Raw genomic sequence first — 16,888 nt, 5'->3', positions numbered from 1 at the left:
AGACTCTGGCGATGCTCGGTGAGGCGCACCGCCGCAAGGAACGCGGGTGCGATGTGGTGGCCGCGTTGGTGGAAACGCACGGGCGTGCACGGACGGCCGCGGCACTGGAGGGTCTCGAGCTGATTCCACCCGCTCGAATGGAGTATCGAGGCACTGTCAACTTCGAACTCGACGTGGCCGCGGTGATCGCCCGGGCACCGCAGGTGGTTCTCGTCGATGAGTTGGCGCACACCAACACCCCTGGCTCCACGCACGAGAAGCGTTGGCAGGACGTCGAAGAGCTGCTCGGAGCAGGCATCGACGTCATCTCCACTGTCAACGTTCAGCATCTGGAGTCACTCGGTGACGTCGTCCACCAGATCACCGGCGTAGTGCAACGCGAAACGGTTCCCGATCGGGTGGTGCGTGGCGCCGCCCAGGTGGAACTGGTGGACATCACTCCGGAAGCGCTGCGGCGCAGGCTCGCTCACGGCAACATCTATGCGTTCGAGAAGATCGATGCGGCTTCGAACAACTTCTTTCGGCGCGGCAATCTCACCGCCCTGCGTGAGTTGTCGCTGTTGTGGATCGCGGACCAGGTCGATGCGGCTCTGGTGCAGTACCGCAACGACAATCGAATCACCGAGACCTGGGAGGCCCGCGAACGAGTCGTCGTTGCGGTGACCGGCGGACCGGAGTCCGAAACCCTGGTTCGGCGAGCCAGCCGCATCGCGTCGCGGTCCAGCGCCGAGCTGATGGTGTTGCACGTCGTACGCGGCGACGGACTCGCGGGCGTATCCGCGCCGCAGATGGGCTCCGTGCGCACCGTCGCGGCCGGTCTCGGCGCCACCCTGCACAGCGTCGTCGGCGACGACGTTCCCACAACACTTCTCGACTTCGCCCGCGGCGTCAACGCAACGCAGCTGGTGATCGGGACGTCGAGGCGTTCGCGCGCCGCCCGAATCTTCGACGAGGGTATCGGCGCCGCCGTGGTAGCCGACTCGGGCAGTATCGATGTACACATGGTCACCCACAGTGAGCGGGCGCGGCGATGGAACTGGCAGGTCGGGCACGGCAGCCGGCGCATCGCGGCGTGGGTCGCTGCGGTGGCGGTTCCCGGTGCGGCCGCAGCACTGCTTGCCCTGGTCGGACCGCGGCTGAACTCGGGTGGCGAAAGTGCGCTGTTCTTCATGGTCGTGTTGTGCGTTGCCCTGCTGGGGGGTGTGGCGCCGGCGGCGTTGTCCGCGCTCATCTCCGGGTTCGCGCTCAACTTCTTCTTCACCGAACCCCGCTACAGCCTTACCGTCGCGGAGCCGGAGAACTACGGCGTAGCAGTGGTGCTGCTCGCGGTGGCTGTCGCGGTCGCGGTGCTGGTGGACAACGCAGCGCGGCGTGCCCGCGAAGCCAAATCGGCGTCGCGAGAGGCCGAGCTGTTGACGCTCTTCGCCGGATCCGTGTTGCGCGGCGCGGATCTCGAATCGTTGCTGGGTCGAGTCCGCGAAACGTACAACCAGCGCGCAGTCTCGCTCGTGGAGGAGGCCACCGGTCTGCCTGTCTGCACAGTCGGAGACGATCCTCCGCGCACCGAGGACGATGCGGACACGCGAATCGATGTCCCGGACGGGCAATTCACGATGCTGCTGGCCGGGCCGCGGTCGCGCGCCCGCGATCGGCGGGTGCTGACCGCGGTCGCCAATCAAGCGGCCGGGCTGGTGCGTCAGTCTCGCCTGATCCTCGAGGCCAGTAGAGCGAACGCGCTCGCCGAGGCGGACGAGCTTCGCCGTGCGCTGCTCTCCGCCGTCAGCCACGATCTTCGCACTCCCCTCGCCGCAGTGAAGGCGGCGTCGTCCTCGCTGCGCAGCACCGACGTCGAGTTCTCGGCCGAGGACACCGCAGAGCTGTTGGCAACGATCGACGAGTCAGCGGATCAGCTCACAGCATTGGTCGGGAATCTGCTCGATTCGTCCCGTCTCCAGGCTGGTGTCGTCCGTCCGACGCTGACACCGATCTACGTGGAGGATGCCGTGCAGCGAGCACTGTCGAGCAGTTCGACCCAGACCAGTAGTTCGGTTGCCCAGGTTTCCGTCGACGTCGGTGACGTCCAGGTGCTCGCCGACTTCGGATTGCTCGAGCGTGTGCTGGCCAATCTCGTGGACAACAGCGTGCGGCACGGTCTCGGTAGCGATATCCGCATTGGGGCGCTCAGCCGCGGCGACCGTGCTTCGATCACCGTCGCCGACCGCGGTCCCGGTGTCGACAGAGACGCCGAGCAGTCCATGTTCGACGCGTTTCAACGTCTCGGCGACCGAAACGCCACCGTCGGCGTCGGACTCGGCCTCTCTGTCGTCCGCGGATTCGTCGAGGCGATGGGCGGGAGTGTCGACGCGTCCGAGACCCCGGGTGGCGGATTGACGGTCACGATCGATCTGGCCGCCCCGCGTGAACAGAGTGCGGGGCCGGTGGCCGAGTCGTGAGCAAGGTGAGAATCCTCGTCGTCGACGACGAGCCGCAGATCGTGCGCGCACTGCGGATCAATCTGAACGTCCGCGGGTACGACGTGGCCACCGCAGCCACCGGTGCCGAAGCTCTCCGCGTCGCCGCGAACTTCCATCCCGAGCTGGTCCTGCTCGATCTCGGTCTACCCGATATGGACGGTCTCGATGTCATCGGCGGCCTGCGTGGATGGACGGACGTTCCCGTCGTTGTGCTTTCGGCGCGAACCGACTCTGCGGACACCGTCGACGCGCTCGACGCTGGAGCGGACGATTTCGTTACCAAGCCATTCGGGATGGACGAGTTGCTTGCCCGGCTTCGTGCCGCGCTGCGGCGCGCACCCGGTGCGGTCGACGAGGCCGTGGTGGTGACAGATTCGTTCACTGTCGATCTGTCGGCGAAGAGTGTGACGAGGAATGGGCAGAGCGTGCATCTGACTCGGATCGAGTGGGGTGTGCTCGAGCTCCTGGCGCGCAATCGGGGAAAGCTCGTTTCGCAGCGTGAGTTGCTCAAGGGGGTGTGGGGCCCGCAGCACGAACGCGAAACGCACTACCTGCGTATCTACATGGGTCAGCTCAGGCAGAAGCTCGAGGACGACCCGTCGCATCCGCGTCACCTGCTCACCGAGACGGGCATGGGATATCGGCTCGTGTGAGAAGTATTCGCCCTACTTCAGCCAATGCCGCAGCGGCGCGGGCTTGCCGTACAGGTAGCCCTGGGCGAATCGGCAGCGCAGCGTTTCGATCGCGCATGCCTGCTCTTCGGTTTCGACACCCTCGGCGACGATGGACACCGGCAGTGCACGGGCCATGGACGCGATGGCGGTGACGAGCGAATCGGCCGTCGGCGAAGTGCCGATCTCGGCGACGAAGGATCGGTCGATCTTCAGCAGCCCGATCGGTAGTTCACGTAACCGGCTGAGCGAGGAGTATCCGACGCCGAAGTCGTCGAGCACGATGAGCACGTTCATCGCGGCGAGCCGGTCCAAAATGGTCTTGGCCGTGAACATGTCGTCGATCAGGGCTGTTTCGGTGACTTCGAGGGCGAGATCCTCGCCTCGCAGACCACGCTCCGCGAGGAGGTGGGCGACGAGGTCCGGTAGCGAGTCGTCGCGCAGTTGCACCGGTGAGACGTTGACGGACATGGTTACTTCCTGACCGGCTGCGCGTAACGCCGTCAGGTCGTCGAGTGCAGTGCGCAGTACTTCTTCACCGATCTCGCCGATGAGGTTGGTCGATTCTGCGATGGCGACGAACTCGCCGGGGCCGCGCAGTCTGCCGCCGTGCTGCCAGCGGACAAGGGCCTCGTAGACCACGGTCTCACGTGTCGAGGTCATGACGATCGGTTGGTAGTGCACCACCAGCTCGCCGCGTTTGGCTGCTCCGCGGAGAGCAGTTGCGGTCTGTATCGCCGCCGTCGACGACGCGCGCAGCGACTCGTCGAAGAAGGCGGACCGGGCCGCGCCCTGCGATTTCGCGTGGTACATCGCGGTGTCTGCCTCGCGTATGAGGTCGTCGAGGGCGCCCGCTCTGTTTCCCGCCGCAGCGATACCGATCGAGGCCGTGATGTAGGCGCTGGCGGCGCTGAGCACGAAAGGTTCCGACAATCGCGTGACCAGGGACCGCGCCAGTTCCTCCACGTCCGGTCGGGTGCAGCGACCGATGACGACGAACTCGTCTCCTGCATACCGAACGACGGTGTCCGACGGACGCACGGTCGCGCGGATGCGGTGTGCGGCGGCGGCGAGCATCTCGTCGCCGACGCGGTGTCCGTAGGAGTCGTTGACCATCTTGAAGTTGTCGAGGTCGACGAACAGGACGAAGATCCGCCCTGGCGTGTCCTCGGAGTCCAAGCGATGAAACTGCTCGCGCAGCATCGTGCGATTCGGTAGTCCGGTCAACACGTCGTGAGCGGCCCGATAGCGGGCGTCGTCCTCGCTGTGTTCCATCAGACTCATCGCTCGCTCCCCGCGTAGGAAGATGCCGATGAGGATGACCGAGAGCAATGTCGACCGGACGGCCATATCGCTGGTGGACACGGCCGTACCGAGCAACGGTATCGCCGCGCACACCGCCAGCAGAACGACGAGGAACGCGATGCGGCTGCGGCTGCGCGGAGCGAGGTGTCTCGGCTGCGACATGGCGGCCATGTGTGGATCGAGCGCTGCGAGCGCGAGCGATGCGTACGCGAGGAGGTAGATGCCGTCGAGCAGTCCCGCAGTCGGCGATTGTTCGCTGGAAAGGAAGTATGCGTACGCGACGTCACCGGCGAAGACGAACAGAAGCGCCACCAGGAGCAGGCTCAGCGACCGATTGCGACGTTCGGCGGATACGAGCAGGTAGGTGATCAAGGTGATCATGCCGGCGTCGACGGCCGGATAGGTACCGTTCGTCACCGCTGCCAGCATTCCCACGTCGCTGTCGAGGAGCGGCGAGATGAACAGGATCCAGGACAGGAAGAAGGTTCCGAGCGCGATCAAGGCCGCATCGATGAGCGGGGTGATGTCGTCGCGTGAGCGCCGTTCGAGGATCCAGCGGGCGAGTGCGGTTCCGATCGCCGCGTAGCCGGCGAGGGTGAAGACATTGGAGACCGCGGAGATGTCGGTGGGGTAGATGGTCGGATCGCTGCGTAGGCCGACTCCCACAAGAAAGAATATGGCGGCAGCAAACAGGCACCACCAGGAGGTGGCATCGGTGGGGGCGTATCGCCGTATGCCGACGCCGATCGCGAGGATCGAACCGACGGCGAACCCCCCGAGGACCACGGTGCGTATCGGTGCGCTGCCGAGGTAGAAGAGGATACCGGCGGAAATGACCACGGCCGCGAGCCCGACGGTACGCAGAACTCCGTAGGGCATTCTGCCCAACAGCGGGGCCTTCGCGTCCATCGAAGGCCCTCCTCGCCTGCTCACAGTTGTTCACGAACCGCTCGTCAAGCTCGCCCCCGTGCAGATTACTGTAGAACGTTCAGATTACTGTAGAACTGCTGCCGAACGCGTGTAGCGCCGCTGTTCGGCACCCGCGATATTGCCTGCGCTGTGGGGTGTCGCCGGGCGCGTAAAATCCGACACATGAGTGAAACGGACGACGTGCCAGGGCAGGTACGCGCCATGGTCGGACGCAGTTATCGCATCGACGATGTGTACGAGGTCGGCAAGGCGAAGGTGGAAGAGTTCGCCAAGGCCGTACACAATTTTCACCCGGCTCACTACGACACCGAGGCTGCGCGGGATCTCGGTTACGACTCGATCATCGCTCCGCCCACCTTCATGTCTCTCATCGCGTTCGTCGCCCAGCGTCGCCTGTTCGAGGAGACGTTGAGCTGCTATTCGATGCCGCAGATACTGCAGGTCGATCAGAAGTTCACCTTTCACCGGCCGCTGCATGCGGGCGATCGGCTCAGCTGTGAGGTGTCGGTGGTGTCGGCGCGCCGAGCGGTGGGCGCGGATCTGATCGTGGTGGAGAACGACATATTCGATCAGCGAGATCAGCCGATTCTTACCGCGATGACCACTCTCGCTGCGTCCGCCGAGGTGTCGACGCCCGAGAACTTCATGCACTACGTGGAGCAGATCATGATGGCCGGCACGGTGGGCTCGCCGACGCCCTGACCTCGATCGTCAACTCAGGGTTGACGCTAGTTCTTCGTCAACTTATGGTTGACGAGTGACCGAGCCAGCGAAAGCCGCCCTCCCCGTCCGTCTCGACGATCTGATCGACGCCATCAGGAAGGTGCACGACGACGAACTCGAGCAACTGTCCGACGCCGTCCTCGCGGCCGATTCGCTCGGTGATCTTGCCGATCACCTGATCGGCCACTTCGTGGACCAGGCCCGTCGCTCCGGCGCGTCGTGGACCGAGATCGGCCGAAGTATGGGCGTCAGCAAGCAGGCAGCGCAGAAGCGTTTCGTGCCGAAAGGGGCGGAGTCGGACCTCGATCCGAGCCAGGGATTCCGGCGATTCACCACGCGCGCGAAGAACGTGGTGGTGGCGTCGCAGGTCGAGGCCCAGGCGGCGGGCAACGACGCGATCGCTCCCGAGCACCTCGTCCTCGGATTGCTGAGCGAGAAGGATTCGCTGGGTACGAGATTCCTGCTCTCCGCGGGGCGAACCGAGAGCGTGGTCCGCGAGGCGATCGCGCCGAGATTGCCCGAGAAGGCCGCCGAAGTACCGGGGCTCGTACCCTACGACGCCGATGCCAAGAAGGTCTTGGAGCTCACTTTTCGGGAGGCTCTTCGGTTGGGCCACAACTACATCGGGACCGAACACCTGCTGCTTGCTCTGCTCGAACACGAGAACGGTGCCGGTGTGCTCGCCGAACTCGGGGTCGAGAAGGCAACCGTGGAGCGCGAGCTCATCGAGGCTCTCGCGCCCTTCCTCGAGCCCTGACCCTGAAGCCCTAGGCGCGTGCTCGCTCCTGCACTGCCAGCTTCACGTCCGCATCGATGAGGTCCGCGATGATGCCGCCGGCCACGCGCACACCTGCCGCTGCGGAGCCGATGAGGTTCTCCATGGGGGCGGCAACGTTCCCGGCGGCGTGGACACCGGCAACCGAAGTGGCCCCCTTTTCGTCCGTCGCGACGAATGTCGCGCCCATGGGTACCTCGCCCATCATCGCCTCGGTGACGTCGAGACCCAGGTCGGACAGAATGCTCGCATTGGCCCGAAATGTCGGCTTGGTGACCACGGCCTGCAGCGGAACTGTTGTGCCCGAGACCAATTGCACTCCGGTCAGCGCGTCCTCGTGGACAGCAAGTCCCGCGATCTTGTCTGTCACTACGCCGATATCTCGCGCCGCCAGTTTCTCGTACTCCTCCTCGGTGGGTTCGAAGTCTCCGGCGAAGAGCACGACGCTGTCGGTCCACTGCCGCCACATCAGCGCCTGATGCACGCCGAAGGGACTTCCGATGATGCCGACGGTGTCGTTGCGGACTTCCCATCCGTGACAGAAGGGGCAGTGCAGCACGTCGCGGCCCCACCGCTCGGCCAGGCCGGGGATGTCGGGTAGCTCGTCGGTCAATCCGGTGGTGATCAGAAGTCGACGCGCAGTTATCTCGGCGTCGTCAGCGAGCGTGACGGCGAAGCTGTCGATCGAACCCGATACCTTCGCCGCGAAACCTTCGCGGAGTTCGGCGCCGTACGACGCAGCTTCCTCGCGTCCTTTCTGCAGCAGTTCCAGCGGTGGCACACCCTCGAGTCCGAGGTAGTTGTGTGCGTGCTCGGCGGGTGCGTTGCGCGGCGCGCCTGCATCGACGACGAGGACGCGTCGGCGGGCCCGGGCGAGTGTCACAGCCGAGGCCAGGCCGGCAGCGCCGCCGCCGATGATGATCACGTCGTATTCGGGTGTCGTTGTCATGAGACAACTGTGGTGCCCGCAATGCCATATGGCAATGTTACTTGCCGAAATAGCAAACCCGAGCGAGGTGCGGTGCTATTCGGTGTCGGTAGCGGGACCCTCGGCGGTCGCGCCGCCCTCGTCGGTCCATTCGCTCGTATTTCCACCCGAGGCCGGGTCGGACTGGACATCGGCATCGGCGCCCTCGGGTGCGGTGCCGACATCGGTGGTTTTCGGGTCGGTGTGCTTGTCATCTGTCATGACCTCCCGATACCCCGGACGGGCGAGACTCAACCCGCGACGACCTCGCGCAGCCGCTCGGTGTCCTGCTCGGTCCAACCGTCGGGCTGCAGTATCGCGGCCCACAGCTCGACGGCATCCTCGCCGTAGTTGTGGCCGTAGCCCTGCGGTACATCTGTGGAGAACACCATGTCGAACGTGGTCTGCCAGAACGTGACGAACGGGAACCACCGCACTCCGGGATCGACATCGACGCCGCGCGGCTCACGCAGCCAGTCCGGTCGATGCAGGATCAGACTCGACGACCACCACGTGATCGGATCGGACGCGTGTTGCCAGTAGATCACCCTGGGCTGCTCCCACGGGGTGCCGAGATCGAGATCGCTCGGGCGGCCGGCGAAGCGCACATACACGCCGTCGTCGATGATCGGGAGAATCTCGCGCGAGCCCGCGTCACGATCAGCGGTGATCTCGGCCCACTGCCTCGTGAAGTTCGGATTGCCCACCCACAGAGCGCCGTCCGTTCGCGCGACCATGTCTCGCGCACCACCGAAGGCGTCCTGTCCGCCGTAGGCGCCGAGGCTCTCCCCGAAGGACACCAGCTTGGGGCGCGCCTCTTCCGGGCGGTCCTGCACGGCGTCGTAGACGCGGTCGAACAGTGCCCGACCAGCCCTGCGAGGTGACTCCCGGTCGGCGAGGAACGCTATCGGACTGGGCAGAAACGAGTACTGCATCGAGGCGATCGCGGTGTCACCGCCGTACATGTACTCGAGCGAACCGGCGACGGATTCGTTGACCCACCCGCGTCCGGTGGTGGTGGCGACGGCGAGAACTGCGCGGTCGAAAGCGCCTGTGCGCTCGAGCTCCTCGACCACCCGATCGGCGGTGGCCTCGATCGAGTCCTCACCCTCCGCTCCGGCATAGACGCGAATGGGTGTGGGAGCGGGTTCACCGGTGAACTGCTCGATCTGTTCGGCAGTGGGACCCGAGGAGACGAAGCGCCTGCCCTCCATACCCAGTGTGTCCCAGGCCTCGTTGGACTCCGGCGAACCTGAGTTCTCCGGAGACATGGGTTGTTCGACTCCGGGATGGTTGCCCTTGTCGGCGATTTCGGAGGAACTCGAGACAGCCGCGATGAGAACGTTGTTGACGGCGCCGTTGATCACGAACAGCGTCAACAGAGCAACGAGGCCGACTGCGACTGCCTTCGCAACGGGTAGTGGGACAATCCGGGTGAACTTGGTGGTGAGATACCGGGCGCACCAGCGCAAACCACGTGCCATGGCCAACAGCAATAGGGCGATGAGAATCGCAACGGCAAGAACGCCCATGTAGAGCACACGGCCGGGATCCTCCACGTCCACGAGTTGTCGAACGATGCCCTGCCACCACGAGCCGAGAATCAAGAACAGAGGAACGACGACAGCTGCGGTCGCCGCGACACCCCACCGGCCGTATCGCCTGGTCTGCGTCGAGAAGTTCGGGCGAATGCCGCACCAGTGCGCCACCCACACCAGCAGGCATCCGACGCCGTATCCGGTGGCCATGCTGATGCCGGTCGCGACGCCCTGCAGATACCAGGCGCGGGGCAGCAAGGATGGTGTCATCGAGAACGCGAAGAAGATGATGCCGACGAACAATCCGACTGGCTCGAGCCGTGAAACGAACTGCCGCAGCTTGTGCATCGTCACATAGTAGAGCGCTGATCTGCACCGATGTGATCGAGATACCGCTGTGCCGAGGCGATCACACGAGCGTGGGCGTCCTCGGTGATGACCCGGTCCCACCAACCTCCGTACAGCGCTTCGAAGCGGTAGGGCGCGATCAGTTCGAGGGCCTTGGTGATGGTGTCGGGGTGTTCGGGGATCAGGTTCGGGTAGCTGTACATGAACCCGACCCAGCGTCGGTTGGCGACGACGGTGAAGATGTCGCTCGCGCAGAGGGCGCCGCGACCGTCCAACCCCGAATCCCAGTGCATGACGGTGCCCCCGGCGAAATGAACGCCCGCGTTGATCAGGGTCCGTCCAGGAACGATCTCGTGTCGCGGACCCGACCACAGCACGACGTTCTCGTTCCTGGTGACCCACGATGCGTCACGCTCGTGAACGTAGATGGGTACGTCGCCGAAGGCGCGCGACCATTCGACCATCGAACTGAAGAAGTGGGGATGCGAGAGCGCGATGGCGGAGATACCGCCGAGTTCGGTGACCCGTGCGATTGCGTCGTCGTCGATGTAGGAGATCGAATCCCACATGACCGTGCCGCCCTCTCCGGGGACGAGGAGCGCACGTTGGCCGATACCGAGGGCAGGTGCCGTGGCAAGCCCCCACAGCCCGGGCACTTCCTCCCGAACGTCCACGCGGCGACCCTGCTCCCGGAGCAATGACAGTGATGTCCACTGTTGCCCGTCGTAACCGACGTACTGGCGCTCTTCCTCGCAGATCATGCAGTGGATCGGGCGCTCACCTGCGGCGTCGAGTGCGTACTGAACGCCGCAGGTGACGCAGATGGGTAGATCGTCGCCCATGAATTCAGCCGCCCTGAACTGGTCGATCTAGAGACCGAAGGGAAGTACTCCCGGTGCGAGTTCGAAGCCGCTGCTGCCAGCCGAGATGGATCCGATGCTGCCGAGAATGAGATTGACGAAATTGGTGATCATGAAACGTGCGCCCTTCGTATGTGTACGTGGTGAACCTGTTCGAGGGTACCGGCGAATCGGGTCGCAAGGGCAGCTCCGAAGACTCTTGTGCTCGCGTAGCGTGAGTTTCATGCGTCGATTCATAGGTGTGGGTGTACTGGCACTAGCGGCTTCGATGAGCTGCTCGGCGGCAACCGAGGCGCAGCCTCTGGAGCAACGTCTGGAGCAACCCACACCCATCGACTACGTCGCCCTGGGTGATTCCGCAGCAGCGGGTCCGCTGATCCCCGATTCGGCCGGAACACCCGGATGCCTGCGATCGAACTCGAACTATCCGCACGTGCTGTCCGGGTTGATCGAGACGGCGTCGTTCGTCGACGTTTCGTGCTCGAGTGCACGTTCGGAGCATGTCACCTCCGTCGAGCAGCCGACCGGCAGCGGACCGGTTCCACTACAGATCGACGCCCTCTCCCCCGAGACGGATCTGGTGACCATCACCATCGGCGGTAACGACGTCGAACTGGTTTCGACGGCGCGCAACTGCATCAACTTCTCAGCCGAACCAGTAGGTGTCTCCTGCGCGGACACGCTCACCGCCGGCGGCACCGACATCGTCGCCGAAGCGATCGACGCGGCAGCGCCGCGGTGGGGTGAGGTGTTCGCCGCGATCGGTGAGCGCGCACCGAACGCGGAGGTCCTCGTCGTCGGGTACGGCACCTACGTGCAGCCCGGCGGCTGCTACGGAACCCAGCCCGTCTGGGCCCGCGATGCCGACTACCTGCAGGCGAGCGTAGACAAGATGAACGATGCGCTCGCGCGGGAAGCGGAGGAACACGGCGCGAGGTTCGTCGATGTTCGCGAGATCAGCATCGGCCACGATGGCTGCGCCGAGCCCGCCGAGCGTTACCTCGAAGGGGTCATACCGGCGAACCCCGCAGCGCCTCTGCACCCGACAGCAGCCGGGATGGCCGCGTTCGCCCAGGAGATCGCGGCGTCGCTGAACTGACGCATGACCCGCCCCACGCGCGAACTTCGCACCGTTTTTGCCGACCTGCAAGCCCCGTTCACGTCCGAGCTCGGCACCTAGGTCTGCAAAAGGGGTGCGGGGTTCGGTCGCCTGGCCGCCGTATACGCACGCCACCCACCGAACTCGGTGATGTCCTCGCCGTTCTGCGCGGCGTCGAAAGCGCAGCAGAACCCGGTGACCCAGCGCCCGTCGGCGAGTTCGATCTTGGTCAGGCCCATCGGTACGGGCAGCCCGGCGAGAAACGTTCCCAGTGCGGCGGCAGACATCCGGTACAGCTCACCGGCAATGGGCGCACCGAGTCCATCGCCGTGTCGGACGAGGCCCGGTTTCGGCGGGGTGGTGCCCAGATCGACCATTCGATAGGCATCGGAGGTCTGTACGTACCCGGTGAAACGAGCACCGTCGAGTTGATGGTGTACCGGGAAGCCGGATAGATGCGCGCCGACGACCAGTACTTCGGTGCCCTCGTCCACCAGCACCGGTGCATCCGCATCGACGATACGTGCGCAGATATCGACGGCCACCTGATCGGCGAATGCCGGTACCACCACCATGACCCCGAATGGATCGCCCGCGGCTGTAGGCGCCCCCGGGACGGCGACGGCCGCCATGTCCAGCAGGTTGCAGAAGTTGGTGAACGTACCGAGGCACCGGTTGATGCCCAGCGGATCTGCCTGTACAGCAGCGATGGTCGGGTGTTCGGTGGTGGTAGGCAGAAGTAACCCGTCGAAACCTTCCAGAAGCTGTGCAGCGGACCGCTTTCCGGCCGCGATGGTGGCGAGGTCGTCGACATACCGATGCGCCGACGGCTCGGCCGCCCCGCCGACGATCCGCGCCACCGTCGGGTCGGCGGACGCGGGCTCGGTGGCGAGGAACTCCCCGACAGCCGAATACCGCCCCGCCACGATTGCTCCGTCGTAGAGCAGCGTCGCGGCGTCGAGAAGAACCGAAATGTCCACCTCGGCATGATCGATGCCCTTGGATACGAGTGCAGCGACGGTCCTGTCGAACGCATCGCGGTACTCCGGGCTCAGTGCGGTGAGGTCCTCTGGCCTGGGCACGGCGAGTCGCGGCGCTCGTGCCGGGGCGAGTGTGACATCGGCCGGCCATGTGCGGCTGCGAACGTCGAGTTCGTCGTACCCGATCATCACGCGAGTCGCCGCCGCTGCGGTATCGAGATCGCGGGCGAGCACGGTGACGCAATCGTAGTCGGCGCAGGCGGGCACCACTCCCGTCGTGGGAACCATACCGAGAGTCGTCTTGATCCCGGCGAGATTGTGAAACGCGGCAGGTACCCGTCCGGAGCCCGCTGTGTCGGTGCCGATTCCGATGTCCACTATGCCTAGTGAGACGGCAACAGCGGAACCGGAACTCGAACCACCGGAAACGAGCTCCGGGTCCCAGGCGCAGCGAACCGCGCCGTACGGACTGCGGGTTCCGACCAGACCGGTCGCAAACTGGTCCAGGTTGGTCTTGCCGAGTATCAGGGCGCCTTGCTCGACGAGGCGTGCAACCGCAGTCGCGGATGCGTCAGGCGTGTAGGCGAAGTCGGGGCATGCAGCCGTTGTCGGAAGACCGGCAACATCGACATTGTCCTTGACGGCGACAAGTAACCCCGCTAACGGAAGCGACGGATCCAGTGCCTCGGCCTCGGCGAGTACATCGGCCTCCTCGCGCAGCGTGATCCACACCTCGGGCCGATCGACCTCGACAATCTCTTTGTAAGCCTGCCGAACCCGCTCCATCAAATCATACTGCTCCATCGGTATCGCCCTTCGTGGTGAATTCGCCGGCCGCGGACCATGCTGTGCGTTCGGCGTCGAACGCTATTGCCTGCATCGCGCGGAACTCTTCGATCGAGTCGTGATTGTCGGCGAGGAAGTTGTCGTGCTCGGCGAGGGAGAACTCGCCGTCGGTGATCTCCACACCCCCACCGCGGCCGGCTGCGGTATCGGCGCGCAGGTCCATCAGTTCCTCCGGTTCCACCGGGTACCAGGAGATGCGGTCGAAGAACCGCAACAGCCAGGGACTTTCGGCCTCGAACGAACCGCTTCGCTCGGGGTAACGATGGTTCCACACCTGCGTGGTGCGGCCCACGAACTGATATCCGCCGGGGCCTTCCATGCCGTAGATGCACAGGTATGCGCCGCCGATCCCGACGGCGTTCTCCGGCGTCCAGGTGCGTGCCGGGTTGTATTTGGTGGTCACCAGCCGGTGGCGTGGGTCGAGTGGAGTCGCGACGGGTGCGCCGAGATAGACATCGCCCAACCCCAGAACCATGTAGTCGGCAGCGAACACGGTGTCGAATACGTCTGCGACAGTGTCGAGTCCGTTCATACGGCGGATGAACTCGATGTTCCACGGGCACCACGGGGCGTCCGCGCGCACGCCGTGCATGTATCGCTGGATCGCCTCGCGTGTGGACGGGTCGTCCCAGGACAGCGGCATCCGCACGGTTCGTGACGGCACCACCAGTTCCGAGGCCGCGGGTAGATCGTCCTCGACCTCGGCGAGCAGTCCCATCAGCGTCGAAATCGGCAGCACGTCCGGATCGACCTTGACCTGCAGTGACCTGATGCCCGGGGTCAGATCCAGCAGGCCGGTCGGCGCAATTGCCTCGATTCGTTCGTGCAGCGCGTGCGCTCGTGCGCGCAACGCCAGATCCAGCGTCATATCGCCGTACTCCACCAGGACGTTGTCGTCACCGGATCTGCGGTAGGTCACCGCTGTCTCGGCTTCGCGGCGCGCGATGACACCGTCGTCACCGTCGCCTCCGCTCGAGAACACAACAGGAAACGACGCCCGACGCTCGACGCCGAGTGCGCCCAGTGCAGCGGCGTTCGCCGCCCTGATGGGGACGAAGCGGATGGTGTCACCGGCTTTGAGTTGTCCGAGCTTCCAGCGCTCGGCGGCGACGACGGTGACAGGACAGACGAAGCCGCCGAGACTCGGGCCGTCCGGGCCCAGCAGAATCGGAGTGTCACCGGTGAAATCGAGTGCGCCGACGGAGTACGCGTTGTCGTGAATGTTCGACGGGTGCAGACCGGCTTCGCCGCCGTCCTGGCGCGCCCACTCGGGCTTGGGACCGATCAGTCGTACACCGGTGCGGTCGGAGTTGAAGTGAACCTCGTAGTCGGTGGCGAACAGGGTTTCCATATCGGCGCGGGTGAAGAAGTCCGGTGCGCCGTGCGGACCCTCGGTGACGGCGATCTCCCACTTCGACGTCAGCACGGGCCGGTGCTCCATCGGGATCGAGCGGAGATTCGACGGGTCGGCGGCACCGACGATCTCGATGATGTCTCCCTCTGTGAGGGTTCCGCCGCGGAGTCCGCCGAACTTACCGAGGGTGAATGTCGCTGCGCTACCCAGGTAGTCGTCGATCTCCATCGATCCCTGGATGGTGACGTAGACGCGCAACCCGGCTCCGTTGCTCGTGCCGACGTCGAGGGTGGCTCCGGCGGGGACGAGGAGTGGACGCCACTGCTCGGCGCTGTGCCCGTCGATCGTCACCGGTACGTCGGCCCCGGTGACGCACACGTAGGTGTCGGCGTCGAAGGTCAGGGCCGGACCGGACATCGCCGATTCGAGTCCCGCTGCGCCTTCGGGGTTTCCGAGTGCGACATTGCCCAGCCTGAAGGACAGGTCGTCCATCGGCCCGGATGGCGGCACACCCACTTTCCAGTAGCCGATACGTCCCGGCCAGTCTTGCACGGTGGTCAGTATCCCTGGCCGAACCACGGTCATCTTGGTGGTGCTCATGACCGCGTCACGACCATCCGCACTGCCGTGGGGTCGAAACCGTTGCAGGGGTTGTTGATCTGCGGGCAGCTCGAAACGAGCACGAGGGTGTCCGTTTCGGCTCGCAGCGACAGAGACTTGCCCGGTGCGGACAAACCGTCGACGATGCCGAGGGTGCCGTCGGGGTCCACGGGCACGTTCATGAAGAAGTTGATGTTGGAGACGAGATCGCGTTTGCCGAGCCCCCACTTCGCGCCCTCGATGAGGAAGTTCTCCACACAGGCGTGTTGATGTTTGGTGTGGTGGCCGTAGCGCAACGTGTTCGACTCCTGTGAGCAGGCCCCGCCGACGGTGTCGTGATTGCCCACCTCGTCGGCGACGATCGTCATCAGCGGTGTCGAGTCGTCGCTGCGCAGCACGGTCCCGGTGGTGAGAAACAGATTGCGCTGAGCGGTGACGGTGGCAGAGGCACTGTATCGGATGCTGTGATCGTGGGCGGCGTAGAGCAAGGTGTCGACTGCCTGATTGCCGTGCAGGTCGATCATCGTCAGCACGTCGCCGGCTCGCACGACGGCAGACCACGGGGCCCGGGCGTCGGCGAGTTCGTCTCGGATGATGGTGTGTTCGAGTGTGGTGCTCATCGGATGCCTTTCGGATCAGCAGCGTTCCAGGCGCTTTCGGTGTTCCGCACTGCGCGCTGATATTCGGGTTCGGTGTTGGGCAGCGTCCGTAGTTCCTCGGTTGCGTCCCAGGCGAGAATCTCTACTGCAGTGGTGGTGGCGAACTCCGGTGAGGGATCGAGTGGGTGCGCGGTGTTCGCGAGTAGCACGATGACAGGCAGATGGATCAGTAGATCGATCTCGGCACCTGCGCCGGCGGATCCGGTGCTGACCAGGGCCCCGTCGGATTCGACGTGTACTCCCTGGAATAAGGAGATCGGCGAGGGCAGGTCACGCTGCGACAGGCCGTGTTTCGCCGCGGCCACGGTGAACAGTTCACGTCCGGCCGGGGATCCGGAATGCAGAGCGCCGCTGCCGTACTTGTTCTCGTTGGCGGCCTGCGAGGTGGTTCCGCAGAAGGCGTCGTGGTGGCCGGAGCTGTCGGCGACGATGGTGGCGAGTACGCGGCCCTGGTCGGAGAGCAGGGGGTGGCCGGTAGCGAGGTACGCCTGCCACGGAACCTTCACGGTGTCGGCGGCGTTGAGTCGTTCCCACGGTGCATCGGCGCGGTAGAGCAGGATGTTGGCGCAAGCAGAGCCGTCGACGTCGCGAAGTCGTAGACGAGTTCCGCGGGCGAGCACATTGGAGGTGTAGCGGCCGCCGGGGACCGTTTCGGCCCAGGTGAGTTCATCGATTCCATCAGGGGCGACGGGCGCATCGACTGCTGCGGCCTGTGCGCGTGCGTGTTCCTTCGCGGCGAGAGTGGTTGCGGTACTCATG

The 16,888-nt window shown here is 65.0% G+C and carries 14 protein-coding genes; 5 read left to right on the top strand and 9 right to left on the bottom strand.

What is annotated here, in order from left to right; genetic code table 11:
* The first annotated feature begins 11 nt into the window (after positions 1-11).
* Both KVY23_RS09745 and KVY23_RS09740 read left to right on the top strand, forming a co-directional pair.
* Complete coding sequence (locus tag KVY23_RS09745) at positions 12-2,453, top strand: DUF4118 domain-containing protein (protein WP_374108710.1); 2,442 nt, start codon at positions 12-14, stop codon at positions 2,451-2,453.
* Positions 2,450-3,127, top strand: a complete 678-nt coding sequence (locus KVY23_RS09740; RefSeq protein WP_075839289.1) for a response regulator — start codon at positions 2,450-2,452, stop codon at positions 3,125-3,127. Before KVY23_RS09745 ends, KVY23_RS09740 begins: the two co-directional genes overlap by 4 nt.
* 12 nt (positions 3,128-3,139) lie before the next feature.
* Here KVY23_RS09740 and KVY23_RS09735 read toward each other — a convergent pair whose 3' ends face one another.
* On the bottom strand, positions 3,140-5,359 hold the full coding sequence (locus KVY23_RS09735; RefSeq protein WP_230556237.1) for a bifunctional diguanylate cyclase/phosphodiesterase: 2,220 nt from the start codon (positions 5,357-5,359) through the stop codon (positions 3,140-3,142).
* Between the two features lie 183 nt (positions 5,360-5,542).
* Between KVY23_RS09735 and hadA the strand changes: the two genes are divergently transcribed.
* Positions 5,543-6,082, top strand: a complete 540-nt coding sequence (gene hadA, locus KVY23_RS09730; RefSeq protein WP_075839288.1) for a (3R)-hydroxyacyl-ACP dehydratase subunit HadA — start codon at positions 5,543-5,545, stop codon at positions 6,080-6,082.
* 55 nt (positions 6,083-6,137) lie between these two features.
* The gene (locus KVY23_RS09725) at positions 6,138-6,860 is read left to right on the top strand and encodes a Clp protease N-terminal domain-containing protein (protein ID WP_230556236.1); all 723 of its coding nucleotides are present in this window, start codon (positions 6,138-6,140) and stop codon (positions 6,858-6,860) included.
* 10 nt (positions 6,861-6,870) lie between these two features.
* Here KVY23_RS09725 and KVY23_RS09720 read toward each other — a convergent pair whose 3' ends face one another.
* The 4 genes from KVY23_RS09720 to KVY23_RS09705 all read right to left on the bottom strand — a co-directional run bounded on the left by KVY23_RS09720 (position 6,871) and on the right by KVY23_RS09705 (position 10,573).
* Positions 6,871-7,827: an NAD(P)/FAD-dependent oxidoreductase gene (locus KVY23_RS09720; protein ID WP_206508736.1), complete on the bottom strand. Its 957-nt coding sequence runs from the start codon at positions 7,825-7,827 to the stop codon at positions 6,871-6,873.
* Between the two features lie 75 nt (positions 7,828-7,902).
* A complete protein-coding gene (locus tag KVY23_RS09715; protein WP_187346748.1) occupies positions 7,903-8,067 on the bottom strand; it encodes a hypothetical protein in 165 nt (54 codons plus the stop codon).
* Positions 8,068-8,096: 29 nt separating this feature from the next.
* A complete protein-coding gene (locus KVY23_RS09710; protein ID WP_230556235.1) occupies positions 8,097-9,731 on the bottom strand; it encodes an alpha/beta-hydrolase family protein in 1,635 nt (544 codons plus the stop codon).
* A 2-nt stretch (positions 9,732-9,733) separates the two neighbouring features.
* Complete coding sequence (locus tag KVY23_RS09705) at positions 9,734-10,573, bottom strand: MBL fold metallo-hydrolase (protein ID WP_230556234.1); 840 nt, start codon at positions 10,571-10,573, stop codon at positions 9,734-9,736.
* Positions 10,574-10,814: 241 nt separating this feature from the next.
* Here KVY23_RS09705 and KVY23_RS09700 point away from each other — a divergent pair, with 241 nt between their 5' ends.
* Positions 10,815-11,690, top strand: a complete 876-nt coding sequence (locus tag KVY23_RS09700; protein ID WP_230556233.1) for an SGNH/GDSL hydrolase family protein — start codon at positions 10,815-10,817, stop codon at positions 11,688-11,690.
* A 77-nt stretch (positions 11,691-11,767) separates the two neighbouring features.
* Here KVY23_RS09700 and atzF read toward each other — a convergent pair whose 3' ends face one another.
* From atzF to KVY23_RS09680, 4 genes are read right to left on the bottom strand one after another with little or no spacing between them, the layout of a single operon-like run.
* A complete protein-coding gene (gene atzF / locus KVY23_RS09695) occupies positions 11,768-13,474 on the bottom strand; it encodes an allophanate hydrolase (protein ID WP_230556232.1) in 1,707 nt (568 codons plus the stop codon).
* Complete coding sequence (locus KVY23_RS09690) at positions 13,461-15,470, bottom strand: 5-oxoprolinase/urea amidolyase family protein (protein WP_230556231.1); 2,010 nt, start codon at positions 15,468-15,470, stop codon at positions 13,461-13,463. The genes atzF and KVY23_RS09690 overlap by 14 nt, the downstream gene beginning before the upstream one ends.
* Complete coding sequence (locus tag KVY23_RS09685) at positions 15,467-16,090, bottom strand: urea amidolyase associated protein UAAP2 (RefSeq protein WP_230556230.1); 624 nt, start codon at positions 16,088-16,090, stop codon at positions 15,467-15,469. The genes KVY23_RS09690 and KVY23_RS09685 overlap by 4 nt, the downstream gene beginning before the upstream one ends.
* Positions 16,087-16,887: an urea amidolyase associated protein UAAP1 gene (locus KVY23_RS09680; protein ID WP_230556229.1), complete on the bottom strand. Its 801-nt coding sequence runs from the start codon at positions 16,885-16,887 to the stop codon at positions 16,087-16,089. The genes KVY23_RS09685 and KVY23_RS09680 overlap by 4 nt, the downstream gene beginning before the upstream one ends.
* Position 16,888 lies beyond the last annotated feature (1 nt).

The organism is Rhodococcus sp. I2R, assembly GCF_020889545.1.
In the GTDB taxonomy this organism is placed as follows: Bacteria; Actinomycetota; Actinomycetes; order Mycobacteriales; family Mycobacteriaceae; genus Rhodococcoides.
Note: the sequence above shows the minus strand (reverse complement) of the source record. Positions and strands in the feature narration are given on the sequence as shown.

Coding starts and splice junctions, on each gene's coding strand:
- KVY23_RS09745 (WP_374108710.1), top strand. CDS start 12: ATGCTCGGTGAGGCGCACCGCCGCAAGGAACGCGGGTGCGATGTGGTG.
- KVY23_RS09735 (WP_230556237.1), bottom strand. CDS start 5,359: ATGGACGCGAAGGCCCCGCTGTTGGGCAGAATGCCCTACGGAGTTCTG.
- hadA (WP_075839288.1), top strand. CDS start 5,543: ATGAGTGAAACGGACGACGTGCCAGGGCAGGTACGCGCCATGGTCGGA.
- KVY23_RS09720 (WP_206508736.1), bottom strand. CDS start 7,827: ATGACAACGACACCCGAATACGACGTGATCATCATCGGCGGCGGCGCT.
- KVY23_RS09715 (WP_187346748.1), bottom strand. CDS start 8,067: ATGACAGATGACAAGCACACCGACCCGAAAACCACCGATGTCGGCACC.
- KVY23_RS09710 (WP_230556235.1), bottom strand. CDS start 9,731: ATGCACAAGCTGCGGCAGTTCGTTTCACGGCTCGAGCCAGTCGGATTG.
- KVY23_RS09705 (WP_230556234.1), bottom strand. CDS start 10,573: ATGGGCGACGATCTACCCATCTGCGTCACCTGCGGCGTTCAGTACGCA.
- KVY23_RS09700 (WP_230556233.1), top strand. CDS start 10,815: ATGCGTCGATTCATAGGTGTGGGTGTACTGGCACTAGCGGCTTCGATG.
- atzF (WP_230556232.1), bottom strand. CDS start 13,474: ATGGAGCAGTATGATTTGATGGAGCGGGTTCGGCAGGCTTACAAAGAG.
- KVY23_RS09690 (WP_230556231.1), bottom strand. CDS start 15,470: ATGAGCACCACCAAGATGACCGTGGTTCGGCCAGGGATACTGACCACC.
- KVY23_RS09685 (WP_230556230.1), bottom strand. CDS start 16,090: ATGAGCACCACACTCGAACACACCATCATCCGAGACGAACTCGCCGAC.
- KVY23_RS09680 (WP_230556229.1), bottom strand. CDS start 16,887: ATGAGTACCGCAACCACTCTCGCCGCGAAGGAACACGCACGCGCACAG.